This is a genomic window from Sinorhizobium sp. 6-70 (assembly GCF_030124375.1).
Taxonomy (GTDB): domain Bacteria; phylum Pseudomonadota; class Alphaproteobacteria; order Rhizobiales; family Rhizobiaceae; genus Sinorhizobium.
This window is the reverse complement of sequence record NZ_JASKLS010000001.1, coordinates 259058-272286: the sequence shown is the minus strand read 5'-3', so window position 1 is coordinate 272286 and position 13229 is coordinate 259058. Positions and strand designations below refer to the sequence as shown.

14 protein-coding genes are annotated in these 13229 nt (G+C 61.6%); 9 read left to right on the top strand and 5 right to left on the bottom strand.

From position 1 onward, the window contains the following. The first annotated feature begins 79 nt into the window (after positions 1-79). The gene (locus tag QN222_RS01285; protein WP_284005160.1) at positions 80-1300 is read left to right on the top strand and encodes an MFS transporter; all 1221 of its coding nucleotides are present in this window, start codon (positions 80-82) and stop codon (positions 1298-1300) included. Here the strand turns inward: QN222_RS01285 and dgcA are convergent. Then, on the bottom strand, positions 1252-2235 hold the full coding sequence (gene dgcA, locus QN222_RS01280; protein ID WP_283962991.1) for an N-acetyl-D-Glu racemase DgcA: 984 nt from the start codon (positions 2233-2235) through the stop codon (positions 1252-1254). The genes QN222_RS01285 and dgcA overlap by 49 nt on opposite strands. Before the next feature lie 194 nt (positions 2236-2429). On the opposite strand from dgcA, the gene QN222_RS01275 reads away from it, so the two are divergent. The 4 genes from QN222_RS01275 to QN222_RS01260 all read left to right on the top strand — a co-directional run bounded on the left by QN222_RS01275 (position 2430) and on the right by QN222_RS01260 (position 6776). Next, complete coding sequence (locus QN222_RS01275; RefSeq protein WP_283962990.1) at positions 2430-3584, top strand: ABC transporter permease; 1155 nt, start codon at positions 2430-2432, stop codon at positions 3582-3584. 12 nt (positions 3585-3596) lie between these two features. Continuing rightward, positions 3597-4409, top strand: a complete 813-nt coding sequence (locus QN222_RS01270; protein ID WP_283962989.1) for an ABC transporter ATP-binding protein — start codon at positions 3597-3599, stop codon at positions 4407-4409. Between the two features lie 299 nt (positions 4410-4708). After that, on the top strand, positions 4709-6079 hold the full coding sequence (locus tag QN222_RS01265; RefSeq protein ID WP_283962988.1) for an MlaD family protein: 1371 nt from the start codon (positions 4709-4711) through the stop codon (positions 6077-6079). Between the two features lie 82 nt (positions 6080-6161). Further along, positions 6162-6776: an ABC-type transport auxiliary lipoprotein family protein gene (locus QN222_RS01260; RefSeq protein WP_283962987.1), complete on the top strand. Its 615-nt coding sequence runs from the start codon at positions 6162-6164 to the stop codon at positions 6774-6776. 63 nt (positions 6777-6839) lie between these two features. Here QN222_RS01260 and QN222_RS01255 read toward each other — a convergent pair whose 3' ends face one another. Both QN222_RS01255 and hemF read right to left on the bottom strand, forming a co-directional pair. Next, positions 6840-7118 (bottom strand): BON domain-containing protein, encoded by a 279-nt coding sequence (locus QN222_RS01255; protein WP_283962986.1) that lies wholly within the window; start codon positions 7116-7118, stop codon positions 6840-6842. 81 nt (positions 7119-7199) lie between these two features. Next, complete coding sequence (hemF, locus tag QN222_RS01250) at positions 7200-8111, bottom strand: oxygen-dependent coproporphyrinogen oxidase (RefSeq protein ID WP_283962985.1); 912 nt, start codon at positions 8109-8111, stop codon at positions 7200-7202. 307 nt (positions 8112-8418) lie between these two features. Here hemF and QN222_RS01245 point away from each other — a divergent pair, with 307 nt between their 5' ends. Further along, positions 8419-8679 carry a hypothetical protein gene (locus tag QN222_RS01245; protein WP_153440883.1) on the top strand — a complete coding sequence of 87 codons (261 nt, stop codon included), beginning with the start codon at positions 8419-8421 and terminating at the stop codon, positions 8677-8679. 154 nt (positions 8680-8833) lie between these two features. Further along, complete coding sequence (locus QN222_RS01240; RefSeq protein ID WP_283962984.1) at positions 8834-10015, top strand: MFS transporter; 1182 nt, start codon at positions 8834-8836, stop codon at positions 10013-10015. On the opposite strand, the gene soxR is transcribed toward QN222_RS01240, so the two are convergent. Beyond that, entirely contained in the window at positions 10012-10485 is a 474-nt protein-coding gene (soxR, locus tag QN222_RS01235; RefSeq protein ID WP_283962983.1) for a redox-sensitive transcriptional activator SoxR, read from the bottom strand. The genes QN222_RS01240 and soxR overlap by 4 nt on opposite strands. 79 nt (positions 10486-10564) lie before the next feature. On the opposite strand from soxR, the gene QN222_RS01230 reads away from it, so the two are divergent. Further along, entirely contained in the window at positions 10565-11140 is a 576-nt protein-coding gene (locus QN222_RS01230; protein ID WP_283962982.1) for an NADPH-dependent FMN reductase, read from the top strand. Beyond that, positions 11137-12375 carry an MFS transporter gene (locus tag QN222_RS01225; protein WP_283962981.1) on the top strand — a complete coding sequence of 413 codons (1239 nt, stop codon included), beginning with the start codon at positions 11137-11139 and terminating at the stop codon, positions 12373-12375. Before QN222_RS01230 ends, QN222_RS01225 begins: the two co-directional genes overlap by 4 nt. A gap of 14 nt (positions 12376-12389) precedes the next feature. Here the strand turns inward: QN222_RS01225 and QN222_RS01220 are convergent, their stop codons facing one another. After that, positions 12390-12851 (bottom strand): tRNA (cytidine(34)-2'-O)-methyltransferase, encoded by a 462-nt coding sequence (locus QN222_RS01220; RefSeq protein ID WP_283962980.1) that lies wholly within the window; start codon positions 12849-12851, stop codon positions 12390-12392. Positions 12852-13229: the final 378 nt, after the last annotated feature.

Here is a 13229-nt window from a genome sequence, read left to right as displayed (position 1 = left end):
CGCCTGTGGCGAAAACTAGCTTATGGTGAGCTGCGCTGCGGTTGTGCTAGAGGATGGCCTACAGCCATCAGGTCACTCCATGATTCCCTCATCTGCGCCCTCGTATGTGGGGCCTCCGCCGCGTCGTTTCGCGCTCCGCATAGCGCTGCTCTTTTGCGCCCCGTTGATCGTCAACGGCTTTGCCATGCCGTATTTCCCGGTCTGGCTCAGCACCATGTCGATGAGCGATTTCGAGATCGGTGTCGTTCTCGCCGTCCCGATGTTCATTCGCGTCATCACCGCGCCGCTCGCCGGTGTGCTGGCGGACCGGATCGGCGAGCGGGCGATCGTGCTGATCTGGTCAGCCGTCCTGTCTCTCGCGACGGCCTTCATTCTTTTCTACGCGCACAGCTTCTGGCCGGTCCTCATCATCTACGCTCTGCAATCGGCGGTCTATTCGCCCTATGTGCCGATCGTCGAAGCGATCGCGCTTTCGGGCGTCAGGCGCTGGGGCTTCGACTATGCCCATATGCGCGTCTGGGGATCGGTCGCCTTTATCGGTGCGACCATGCTTGGCGGCTGGATGATCGGCAGATTTGGTGGGCCCATGGTCTTGCCGGCGATGGCCGCGGGCTTCGGACTGATGATCGTGATCGCTCTTTTGGCGCCGCGCGTCGGCCGGCCGCGCCGTCCTTCGCCGATCACGGCGCTGACAGAGCCGCCGCCGAAATCGCTGCGCCAGCCCGACCTACAATTGCTGCTGATCGGCGTCACAATGGTCAACAGCAGCCATGCCATGCTCTTCGCCTTCTCGGCCATCTACTGGCAGCACATTGGCTTCAGCGGTACGCAGATCGGGGCTCTGTGGAGCGCCGGGGTGGCAGCCGAAGTGCTGATGTTCTTTTTCGCCAAGGCCATCATCCGGCGCTTCAGCGTATGGACGATGATCTTCTCCGGCTGCGGACTTGCCGTCGTGCGCTGGCTGATCTTCCCTATGGATCTCGGCTTCTCCGGGTATTTCGTCCTGCAGTGTTTCCACGCCTTCACCTATGCGATCGTGCATACGGGCATGCAGCACAAGCTGGTGGAGAGGGTCGCGGAGGAGCAGGAGGCGTCGGCGCAGGGCCTCTATTTCTTCTACACCGGCTTCTTCACCGCGATCTTCACGTTCCTTTCGGGTTATTTCTACGCCTGGTTCGGCGTCAACGGCTTCTATTCGATGTCGGCCGTCGCCTTCACCGGCTGCTGCTTCGCCTTTGCCGGATGGTACCTTCAGCCCCAGAGGCTGGCCTCAGGCGGAAAGACGAGAGAAGCTTCGTAGCGCAGGCCGGGCTTGCGGTCTTCCGCAAGCAGGAGCGGCCCATCGAGATCGACGAAATCGACGCCTTGGGCCACGAGCATCGCCGGCGCCATGGCGAGCGAACTGCCGACCATGCAGCCGACCATGATCTTGAGCCCAAGCGCCTCGGCTGCGGCGCGCATGCGAAGCGCCTCGGTCAGGCCGCCGGTCTTATCGAGCTTGATGTTGACCGCATCGTAGCGTCCGGCCAATGCCTTGAGATCGTCTGTTCCATGCACGCTTTCGTCGGCGCAGATTGGAACCGGGCGCGCAATCGAGGCGAGCGCCTGGTCGCGTCCCGCCGGCAACGGCTGCTCGATGAGTGAGATGCCATTTTCCGCGCAGGTGGCGAAGTGGACGGCGAGATTGTCCTCCGTCCAACCCTCATTCGCGTCGAGGATGATCCGACTTTCCGGCGCCCCCTGGCGGACAGCGCGAATGCGCGATACGTCGTCGATAGTGCCTACCTTCACCTTCAACAGCGCGCGGTGGGAATATTTTTGTGCCTGCTTCATCATCTCCTCCGGCTCGCCGAGGGAGAGGGTGTAGGCGGTCGTGAGGGGGCTGGGGGCGGCGATGCCGGCCAGTGCATGGACGCGCTTGCCGCTTTGCTTCGCCTCAAGATCCCAAAGGGCGCAGTCGACCGCATTGCGGGCGGCGCCGGGCGGCATCGCCTGCTGGAGACCGGCGCGAGTCAGGCCGGCCTCGATCGACGAACGCACCGCTTCGATGGCAGCCAGGACCGATTCGAGCGACTCGCCGTAGCGGGCATAGGGTACGCATTCTCCCCAGCCGGTCACCTCGCCGTCGCTGATCTGGCAGGTGACGACGCTCGCCGTCGTCTTCGAACCACGGGAAATCGTGAAGACGCCGGCGATCGGAAAGTGTTGGACGGTTGCGGTAAGCGAAAGTGGCATTGGATCTTCTCCGACGGGCCCATCGACGGCATCTTCGCCATTGCCCCTCTGCATTTTGGGAACTTATTTGAGCAGTGTAGCTTTTCCGCCGCACAAAGCCCGCTTTACGACTTTGAATTTCTGCATGATTTGGTCCTTAAATCGAATCTGGTTTAAGGAATTATGCAGAAGCAAACCGGGAAGACCAAGATCACGTGACGCGTTCCCAATCCCAGATCGTTGCAGATGTCACGCTCGAGGAGAGCGCTGGAGCAGAAGGCCGGCGGTATGTCTTCAGCGGCAACTGGCGACATGAGACAGCGGAGAAGATGGCCGCGAAGCTGAAGAAGCTTGGGCGCCCCTCGGGTGGTCGGCATGAGTTCGATTTTTCTGGCGTCACAGGGATGGATACGGCGGGCGCCTGGATCATCCGCCGCTTTATGAACGGTATTAGCGGTGAGGCGGGTGCGGACGTGCATTTCGCGAGCGGCGGCCAGCGTTATGTCGAACTGGTGCAGGCGCTGCCGGCGAAGTTGCGCTCTCCCGAGCGCGACACAGCGAGACCTCCGCTTTTCCAGCGGCTGTTCGCGCCGCTTGGCGAGGTGGTCGTATCGATATGGACGGATACGGTCGCGGCGATGTTCATCCTAGGCTCGGCCGTCCGGGGCGCCCAGCTCAAACTCGGGCGCCATGCGGGGGTTTCGCCTGCCGCGATCGTGCACCAGATCGACCGCATGGGCGTCATGGCCGTGCCGATCATCACGCTCATGTCGTTTCTGATCGGCGCCATCATCGCGCAGCAGGGAGCCTTCCAGCTCCGGTCGTTCGGCGCCGAGATCTTCGTCGTCGACCTGGTCGGTATTCTGCAGTTGCGCGAAATCGGCGTGCTGCTGACCGCGATCATGATCGCCGGCCGGTCCGGCAGTGCGATCACCGCCGAAATCGGCTCGATGAAGATGCGCGAAGAAGTGGATGCGTTGAAGGTCATGGGCTTGAGCCCCGTCGGCGTTCTGGTCTTTCCGCGCCTCGTGGCCCTGACGATTGCACTGCCGCTGCTCACGATCATCGCGAACTTCGCGGCGCTCGCCGGTGCGGCCCTCGTTGCGTGGAGCTACTCGGGCATCACGTTCGCGACATTCCTCTCGCGGCTGCAGGAAGCCGTCGACTTCTCGTCGGTGGCGGCGGGCATGATCAAGGCGCCGTTCATGGCACTGATCATCGGCGTCGTTGCCGCCGTCGAGGGGCTCAAGGTCGGCGGCAGCGCCGAGTCACTGGGACGTCGCGTGACGTCGTCGGTCGTCAAATCGATCTTCGTCGTCATCCTGATCGACGGGTTGTTCGCCATGTTCTATGCGGCAATCGATTTCTGAGGCGGACGGAACATGGTTCAGGCAGTCATGGAAAAACAACCGGACAACGCGGTGGAACAGCGCGAAGCCGTGCTTTCCGTTCGCGACCTTACGGTCGGTTTCGGCGACAATATCGTCCTCGACAAGCTCAATCTCGAAGTGCTGCGCGGCGAGATTCTGGGCTTCGTCGGCGCTTCGGGTACCGGCAAATCAGTGCTGATGCGCACAGTGCTCAGGCTATTGCCGAAGCGTTCCGGCACGATCGAGATCCTTGGAGCCGAATACGACAAGATGAGCGAGGCCGATCGGATCGCACTCGACATGCGGCTCGGCGTTCTTTTCCAGCATGGCGCGCTCTTCTCCGCCTTGACGGTGCGGGAGAATATCCAGGTGCCGATGCGCGAATATCTCGATCTGCCGCAGGACCTGATGGACGAGCTTGCGCGGCTCAAGGTCGAATTGGTGGGCCTGGCGCCGGAGGCCGCGGATAAGTACCCGTCGGAGCTGTCAGGCGGCATGATCAAGCGCGCGGCACTTGCGCGCGCGCTCGCCCTCGATCCGGATCTCGTCTTTCTCGATGAGCCGACCTCGGGTCTCGATCCGATCGGTGCTGCGGAGTTCGACGAGTTGATTGCCAAGTTGCGCGACACGCTTGGATTGACCGTGTATATGGTGACTCACGATCTGGACAGCCTGTTCTCGGTCTGCGACCGGATTGCGGTTCTTGGAAAGAAGCGCGTTCTGGTTTCCGGCACGATCGAGGACATGCTTGCCTGTGAAGAGCCATGGGTGAAGTCCTATTTCCGGGGCAAGCGCGCAAGGTCGATCGTTCGCGAACATGATTGATGTTCGCAAGGCGCATGGTGACAAGCTTCGGGCAAGCCCGCTTGTCGAAGCAGTGTGAATGAGCGGCTACAGCGCCGCGCGTCTTATCAGACGCGCAAGGGACGCTGTAACGCTTTGAATTGCTGCATGTCTTATCCTTAAATCGGCTACGATTTAAGGAAATATGCAGTAGAGCATCCCGCTTTCAAATCCAGTCGTGGAAAGCGGATAAGATGGTCTGGAATCAAAGTGCTAGAGCGTCATTTGTGCGTTCATTTGAACGCACGGCGCTCTAGAAGTCGCGAAGGTAGTCGGAGCCAATGGAAACCAAAGCGAACTATGCCATTGTCGGCTTCTTCACCGTACTCGTCATCGCGGCCGCGTTCGGATTCGTCTACTGGATGTCACAGTATGGGCGAAGCGGCCAGATGGTTGAGCTGATCGTCAATATCCCAGGCTCGGCCAATGGCCTTTCGGTCGGCTCCCCGGTGCGATTCAACGGCATCAACGTCGGCACCGTGCGCAACCTCGCGATCGATGCGAACGATCCGCGCTTTTCGCTCGCCATCACCGAGGTTTCCGCCGACGCGCCCGTGCTGAAATCCACCAGGGCCACGCTTGAGGTGCAGGGCTTGACCGGTGCTGCCTATATCGAACTCAGTGGCGGCAACAAGGGCGACGAAAACATCCTGAAAACCGCTCTTGAAAACGGAACGCAGGCGCGCATTCTCGCCGATCAGTCGAGCGTTACCAGCCTGCTTGCGACCGCGGACGCGATCCTCGACCGCGCAAACAGCGCTATTGGTGACATACAGGGCTTCGTCACGGATGTGCGTGGCCCGCTCACCACGACGATCGGCAATGCCGAGCGCTTTTCCAAGGCGCTTGCAGACAATTCCGGGGCGATCGACGATTTCCTGAAGAGTGTCGGGGAACTCTCGACAACGATCAGCGCCGCATCGAAGAAGCTGGACACGACGCTCGCAAGCGCCGACGCGTTGATCAAATCGGTGGACCCGAAGAAGATCGACCGCATCGTCAGCAATGTCGAGCAGGTGAGCAATGACCTCAAGGCCGCCTCCGGCGGCGTTTCCGAGACGATTTCCGCTTTCCGGCGGACGGTGGAAACCTATCAAGAGGTGGGCAGGAACGCCCAGCAGACGCTGAAGCGCGTCGATACGCTGGTCGCAGCCGTCGATACCCAGAAGGTCGAACTGGTCGTCAACGACATCTCGGCCGCGAGCGCCGATGCCCGCCAGACCGTGGCGCGGATATCGGACTTCGCGTCGAAAATCTCCGCGCGGCAGGAGGATATCGACCAGACGATTACCGATTTCACGCAGATGTCGAACAAGCTGAACGCGGCATCGAACCGGGTCGACGGCATTTTGGTGAAGATCGACGGCTTCCTTGGCGATGCTGACGCACCGTCGCTTTCTGCCGAGGCGCGTTCGACGCTCGAGGCATTCCGCAAGGTGGCCGACAGCCTCAATGCACAAATCGGTCCGATCGCCGAGAACATAAGACGCTTCTCGAATTCGGGATTGCGCGACGTGGAGGCCCTGGTCACCGAGACGCGCCGTACGGTGCAGGGCCTGGAGAGTACGATTTCAAACTTCGATAGAAATCCACAGAGGCTGCTTTTCGGGGGCGAAACGGTAAAGCAGTATGATGGCCGCACGCGGCGGTGATTCGCGTCGATCGAGTGTTGCAAACAGCATGCACCCGACGGGTAGACTGGATTGCGCCGGAGTGGATGGGGATATTGGCAGTATGGATTTTCGGGGGCTTGTAGTGCGTAGGGGGAGGGCGACCCGGTCTGCCGTAATCTTCTCATTGGCCATCGCGCTCGCGGGTTGCGGCACGCGCGCCGCCGTCAACGATACGTTCAGTCTTGCATCGGTGCCCATCGTCCAAGGGCAGGCATCGACCAAGAGACAGATCCTCGTGCCCGAGCCGGCCGCGCTGCAGACCCTCAACAACGATCAGATCGTAATCCGGCTGTCTCGGTCGGAACTCCAATATCTCGCAAAGGCTCAATGGGGCGACCGGCTCCCGAAGATGGTGCAGGACAAACTCGTCCAGACCTTTGACAATTCCGGCAAGGTCGGAGGCGTCGGCAGACCGGGCCAGGGGCTGGCGATCGACTACCAGCTCATCACGGAAATCCGTTCCTTCGAAATTTCCACCGAAGGGGCGGATGCGGCGGTGGTAGAGATCTTCGCCAAGCTGCTCAACGATCGGGACGGAACGGTTCGGACACAAAAGGCATTCCGGGCTGTCGCGCCGGTACAGGGAGCAGGCAGCCCAGCCTTCGTCGCCGCCCTCGACGCGGCCTTTGCTCGGGTCGCAGGCGAGATCGTCGGCTGGACGCTCAGCTCTATCTGATCGCTGAAATTCAGTTCTTCGCCGCTCCACTTACGCGGATGACGCGCTCGGTTGGTGCATCGCTCAGCCCGTTCCGGCTTTCGAAAGCTCGATCTGGTTGATCACTTCGGCAACGCCGTCGACGGCCGCTGCCGCTTCCTCGGCGCGGGCAACTTCATCGCTTGTCGCCACTGTTCCGCCGAGCACGACCGTGTTGCCCCTGCAGGTGACCGTGACGTCGATCGCGTCAAGCCCCGGCGAGACAGCAAGATAGTGCGCGACGCGGCGTTCGAGTTCGGCGGGGTGCTCAGCCGGTTGCCGCTCCGGGTCGTCGCCGAAGAACGTCCGTTTCTTGAAAATCATGCGCCCGTCCTTCTCTCCCTCTCGCGGGAAGAACGCTGGTCGCGGAAATTTGTTCAAACGGGCTCGCGCGCCCGTTTCGCGTCAAGGCCAGCGCACAACTGGAGGCAGGGAGGAGAGGATCGATTCGACGTTACCGCCGGTCTTGAGGCCGAAAATCGTGCCGCGGTCGTAAAGCAGGTTGAATTCGACGTAACGCCCACGACGGACCAGCTGCTCGTCACGATCCGCTTCCGCCCAGGGAGAATTGAAATTCGCGCGGACAATTTTCGGATAGACGAGAGAAAAGGCTTTACCTACGTCGCGGGTAAAGGCGAAATCCGCCTGCCAGCCGCCGAGTTCTTCGGGTGAGTGCAGCCAGTCGTAGAAGATGCCGCCGGTACCACGCGGTTCGTTCCTGTGTTTCAGGAAGAAATACTCGTCGCACCATGCCTTGAACTTCGCGTGATCGGCGACCGCGTGGCGGCTGCAGGTGATTTCCATCGCCCGATGGAAGAGCATCGTATCCGGATCGGTCATCACACGCCGGCGATCGAGAACCGGCGTGAGGTCGGCGCCGCCGCCGAACCAGTGACTGGTCGTCACGACCATGCGGGTATTCATGTGTACGGCGGGGACGTTGGGGTTGACCGGATGGGCGATCAGCGAAATGCCGGATGCCCAGAAGCGCGGGTCTTCGCTGGCACCGGGAATCTGGTCGCGAAACTCAGGAGAAAACTCGCCATAGACGGTCGATGTGTGGACGCCGACCTTTTCGAAGACGCGACCTTCCATCATCGACATGCGGCCGCCACCGCCGGCTCCCCCCTCGCGCAGCCAGTCCTTGCCGACGAAGCGGCCCGCCGGCTGGTCGGAGAGCGGTCCGGCCAGGTCGTCCTCGAGCGCCTCGAAGGCCGCGCAGATCGTGTTGCGCAGGCTTTCGAACCAGGCCTTCGCCTCGGCCTTCTTGTCTTCGATGTCGGCAGGCAGACCCTGCGGCAATTGCGGTCTTTCCATGGGAATTCAGCTTCCATTCGCGGCTTCTCGCACGGGAAAAGCCGCCGATTCGAGTGGTTTCGCCACAGTTCATATTTTTCCGCGAATGGCAACGGCGGCGCGACCCCATGGACAGTCTACCGCAGGAATGAGCCCAGGATGGGAATGATTGGACCAAGACGGAATCGTCGTCGGCTCGTTGTCGGTTGTGCGAGAACGCCGGCGCAAAAGGATCGCCGGCTCGGCGCCTGAAAAGATCGGCGTGCCTTCCGGCGAGGGCTGGCAATGGCGTCGCGGTCATCCTATCTTCGTTGCAGAGGTATCGCCCATGGCAAGAATACCCGCAGGACCGCCGCTCGAAGGCTTGCGGCGTCAGATTGCCCGGCACCGCCGGGAAAAACCCACGCGGAGCGACAAGCTCTTTGTGCGAGAGACGTTTCGGCTCGAGCGAAGCGCGGCCCGCGCCAAGGCGCGCGAGTGGTTCGAGACCTGGCCCAAGGCAGCCTATTGGACCGAGGTAGAGAGCTGGCGCCAGCTCGACGGCGATGAGATCGAGTTCACCATGCGCCGGCTGCCAAGCGCCGACTGATCGGCCCCTTGTCTCTGCGTGCCGTGAGAGCGGTGCGTTCGCATAAAACCAGTGACGTATCTAGAAACATGGTCGCCACAGCGCAACCTCTGCGCTAAAAGGCAGACGGCACATCTCAAAGCCGTTCGTCCTCTCTCTTCCCGCGTCGTATTTCATGCTTGTCTTCCGCTCGGTCGTTGTTTTGTCCGCGACGCAGATCATTGCCTGGGGCGTCATGTTCATGGCCGTTTCGGTGACGGCAGCAGAAATGGCCGGCGATCTTGGTCTCAACCCGTCGAGCGTCTACCTTGGGCCGACCGTCATGCTGGTGGCGATGGCGCTGTGTTCGCCGCCACTCGCCTCACTCTATCCGCGCCATGGTGCCAGGCGGGTGTTGGCACTCGGCTCGCTCTTCGCAGCCCCCGGCCTCTGGCTGCTTGCAGGAGCGGAAGGAGCGTTTTCCTATTTTGCTGCGTGGGCCGTCCTTGGCATGGCTGGCGCGGCAACCTTGACGACCTCCGCTCATGTCTTCCTGAACGAAATAGCCGGTGAGGGCGCCCGCCGCGCGATCGGCGCGCAGATGCTTGCCATGGCGCTCGCGCCGAGTCTTGCCTGGCCGGCCACTGTCTATCTGGAATCTCTGCTCGGTTGGCGCGGTACCTTCGCGCTTTATGGCGCAGTGATGCTTTTTGTCTGCGCGCCCTTGCATTTCTTTGGCCTGCCAAGGACTGGGGCTCATGTCTACGCACCCAAGAGGCCATCGCCAGAAACGTCGTTCCTGCACGAAACAAGACGCAACCGCCTCGTCACAGCGCTGATCACGGCCGCCGTCGCGCTAAACGGATTTGTCACCTGGGGCTTCCAACTGGTGGCGATTGACCTTTTCCGCAGCTTCGCGGTGCCGGATTATCTCGCCGTCGGCTTTGGTTCAGCGATCGGTTTCATCCAATTGTCCGCGCGGCTTTTCGATTTTCTGGGCGGTAACCGCTGGGATGGCCTGACCACCGGCCTCGTCGCGGCAGCAATCATGCCGCTCGCCTTGCTGGCGTTGATTTTCGGCAACGGAACCGAGTGGTCGATCATCCTGTTTCTCGTGCTCTATGGCCTTTCAAGCGGCGCCATGTCGGTCAGCCGGGCAACGATGCCGCTCGTGTTCTTCACGTCAGGACAATACGCTTCGGTGATGGCCCGCCTTGGGCTCCCCCTCAATCTCGCCTTCGCCGCCGCTCCACCTTTCTTTTCATTCATTCTCGGCTCGGCCGGAAATTGGTGGGCCTTGTCTTTCGCGTTTCTCTGCTCGCTTGGCACACTGGCAAGCATGGTTGCTCTCGACGGCATGCGGCCGGCGCAGCGCTAAGCCGTTCCATCCATCGGATCGATCAGGCGCGGGCCGGCTCCTTCGCCGCCGAGCACGTCGTATGGGTTGCGCAAGGGGCACTCGCGCATCGAAAGACAGCCGCAGCCGATACACCCCGTCAGATGATCGCGCAGCGCAGTCAGCTTGGCGATGCGCTCATCCAACTGATGCCGCCAGGTGAGGGAGAGTTTCGTCCAGTCCTCGACGGTCAACGGTCGATCGTGTGGCAAGACGGAAAGCGCCGACTGGATTTCGGCCAGCGGAATGCCGGTGCGCTGAGCGACCTTGATCACAGCAACGCGCCTGAGCACCGTACGCGGATAGCGCCGCTGGTTGCCGCGGCTGCGGTTGCTTCGGATCAGCCCCTTGGTTTCGTAAAAATGGAGTGTCGACACCGCGAGACCGCTGCGTTCGGCGACCTCGCCGACCGTCAACTCCCGCGCAATATCACCGACCTTGCCTTTTTCCATAGGATCCTCTTGACCTCAACTATACTTGAGGTTCTATAGCATGAGCTCCCTGATAGCGACAACAAGGAGCTGATTCCCCATGACAGAGAAGATGACCCTCGCTGTGATCTACGGCAGCGCACGGCAGGGCCGGTTTTGCGATACCGTCGCCAGTTGGCTCATCCGTGAGCTTTCGGAATCCAACGTCTTCAGCCTGACGATTATCGACCCGGTGAGATTCAGGACCTCTCGCGGTGCCGACAAAGCGGTCGATCCTGCCGAATGGATGGAACGGAAGGTCGCCGAGGCGGATGCCTTCATTGTTGTCACGCCCGAATACAATCACGGTTATCCGGCCGCGCTGAAGGAGCTGATCGATTCCGTTTACGAACCGTGGCATGCGAAGCCGGTTGCCTTCGTTTCCTATGGTGGCGCATCCGGTGGGATCAGAGCGGTTGAGCAGCTTCGTCAGGTTTTTGGCGAACTGCACACGGTCACCTTGCGCGACGGCATCACTTTCCCGAAAGCCTGGTCGAAATTCGATGCAGCCGGAAATCTCTACAAGCCTGACGAAATCCGAGCACCGTTGTTCCTGATGATGGATCGGCTGACCTGGTGGGCACGCACTCTGAAAAGCGCCCGCAAGGCAACGCCTTATAGCGAGATCGCGGCATGAGCGGCCCAACCTTCCATGGAGCAGCGGCCACAGAAGGCGTGCTTTCCGCGGAAACCAGGGGCCGCAATCTCACGCTTCTGTGTGTGAGCGCCTTGACGATCATGTCGGGCGCGACGATCTCCGCTTCCTTGCCCGGCATCGAGGCTCACTTCGTCGAGACCGAAGGCGCGGCGCTGCTCAGCCGGTTGATGCTGACGCTCCCGGCGATCTTCATCGCCGGACTCGCACCCGTTGCCGGCGTCATTGCCGACCGGTTCGGCCGAAAGCGGCTCTTGCTTCTGTCTCTTGTCGTCTTCGCGCTGGCCGGATCGTCGGGCCTCGTCCTTGACAGCCTGCCGGCCTTGCTTGTCGGCCGCGCAGTCCTCGGCGTTTCCGTCGCCGGCATCATGACGACGGCAACCGCGCTGGTCGGCGATTTCTTCGAAGGGGTCGCGCGCGACCGTTACATGGGGTTCCAGGCCGCTTTCGTCGGTATCGGCGGAGCCATCTTCCTGTCGGGCGGAGGTCTGCTCGCCGACATCCATTGGCGCGGGCCCTTTGCGATCTATTGCCTGGCTTTCGCGCTGTTGCCGGCGGTCCTGGCGCTCATTCCCGAACCGCAAAGAGCTGCGGCACGGTCTGTTACAGAGACCAAACAGGGAATACGCCATGGTTTCGCATTGCCGCTTGCCCTCGTCCTGTTGGCGGCATGCCTGCACTTTGCGATCTTCTACATGCTGCCGACACAGTTGCCTTTCTATCTGAAAAGCCTCGGCATCTCCCAGCCGAGCCGGGCCGGCATCGCGATCGGAGCAGGGCAGGTGGTTGGCGTCCTCGCGGCACTTTCCTTTTCGCGGGTGAGGAGCCGGATCGGCCGGATGGGCGTCTTTGCCCTCGGTTTCGCAGCGCTCGGCGCTGGCTACATCGGATTGGGAAGTGCCCAATCCTATGCCGGCATCCTTGCCGCAACCGCGATAACCGGGATCAGCATGGGGATGATGACGCCGAACCTCTCGGCTTCGCTGCTGGCGATCGCGCCGCCGGCACTGCGCGGGCGACTTTCGGGAGCCCTGATCGCCGCAATCTTTGCCGGCCAGTTCATCTCACCGCTCGCAAGCCAGCCACTCGTCCGTGACTGGGGCTATGCAGCCGCCTTCACGAGCGCGGGTGCATTGCTCGGCGCGCTCGCGCTCGTCTGCCTCGTAAGCCGGATGCTGCTCGCCGTGCGTCCCCGGCAACAAGAGGACAGGGCATGACGTTCCCCGCCCTGTCAGCCAGGCTTGGTTTGGCGGATCGCTTCGCCGACGATCATGGCAGCCGACATGGCAATATTGAGCGAGCGCTGACCGGGCGCCATCGGGATGACGACACGGCCATCGGCCCGCTCGTGCACGTGGTCCGGCACGCCGGCGCTTTCACGTCCGAACAGCAGGATGTCGTCGGCGCGAAAGCTGAAGCGCGTATAGGGCTGCGCCGCCTTGGTCGAGGCCAGCACGAGCCGCCGGCCGCTGGTCGCCCGCCAGGCTTCGAAGCGCTCCCAGTTGAGGTGGCGGGTGAGCGTGACCGCCGCAATGTAGTCCATGCCCGCACGTTTGAGGTTGCGATCCGACAGATCGAAGCCGGCTGGCTCGATGATATCCACCGCGACGCCGAGACAGGCGGCGAGCCGCAGGATCGTGCCGGTATTGCCCGGAATGTCCGGCTGATAGAGCGCGATGCGGAGATTGTTCATAGGGTTTCACCGGAACGTAAGGGAGCATGCAAAAGCGACGGCTTCTATGACAGCGAATTGTCCCGCGATCCAGCCGTGGCCTGGCGGTGGGACGACACATTTCGTGCCGCTGGTTTTTGGCGCGCTAATTTGTGCCGTATCGGCAACAGCCGGGATGGTCATTATAAAATGGAGAAGAAAATACCCGCGACAATCTGGCGCGGGCGCGCGAATAGTTTTAAAGCTCGCTCATCTTCAACGCGAACCCATGGAGGCATGCATGCATATTCCCGTGATGACACGCCTCTGGGCCGGGTCCTTCCTGGTCTGACCGGTTCCGCGCCTTTTCTTTCTATCGATCGATTGACGCGCGCTCCGGTTCTCCGGAGGTCGTAGCCT

Excerpts from the sequence above, each read along its gene's own strand:
- QN222_RS01245 (WP_153440883.1), top strand. The coding sequence starts at position 8,419 with ATGGCAAGAATACCCGCAGGACCGCCGCTCGAAGGCTTGCGGCGTCAG.
- QN222_RS01260 (WP_283962987.1), top strand. The coding sequence starts at position 6,162 with ATGGATTTTCGGGGGCTTGTAGTGCGTAGGGGGAGGGCGACCCGGTCT.
- QN222_RS01265 (WP_283962988.1), top strand. The coding sequence starts at position 4,709 with ATGGAAACCAAAGCGAACTATGCCATTGTCGGCTTCTTCACCGTACTC.
- QN222_RS01240 (WP_283962984.1), top strand. The coding sequence starts at position 8,834 with ATGCTTGTCTTCCGCTCGGTCGTTGTTTTGTCCGCGACGCAGATCATT.
- QN222_RS01220 (WP_283962980.1), bottom strand. The coding sequence starts at position 12,851 with ATGAACAATCTCCGCATCGCGCTCTATCAGCCGGACATTCCGGGCAAT.
- QN222_RS01255 (WP_283962986.1), bottom strand. The coding sequence starts at position 7,118 with ATGATTTTCAAGAAACGGACGTTCTTCGGCGACGACCCGGAGCGGCAA.
- hemF (WP_283962985.1), bottom strand. The coding sequence starts at position 8,111 with ATGGAAAGACCGCAATTGCCGCAGGGTCTGCCTGCCGACATCGAAGAC.
- QN222_RS01230 (WP_283962982.1), top strand. The coding sequence starts at position 10,565 with ATGACAGAGAAGATGACCCTCGCTGTGATCTACGGCAGCGCACGGCAG.
- dgcA (WP_283962991.1), bottom strand. The coding sequence starts at position 2,235 with ATGCCACTTTCGCTTACCGCAACCGTCCAACACTTTCCGATCGCCGGC.
- QN222_RS01285 (WP_284005160.1), top strand. The coding sequence starts at position 80 with ATGATTCCCTCATCTGCGCCCTCGTATGTGGGGCCTCCGCCGCGTCGT.
- soxR (WP_283962983.1), bottom strand. The coding sequence starts at position 10,485 with ATGGAAAAAGGCAAGGTCGGTGATATTGCGCGGGAGTTGACGGTCGGC.
- QN222_RS01225 (WP_283962981.1), top strand. The coding sequence starts at position 11,137 with ATGAGCGGCCCAACCTTCCATGGAGCAGCGGCCACAGAAGGCGTGCTT.
- QN222_RS01270 (WP_283962989.1), top strand. The coding sequence starts at position 3,597 with ATGGTTCAGGCAGTCATGGAAAAACAACCGGACAACGCGGTGGAACAG.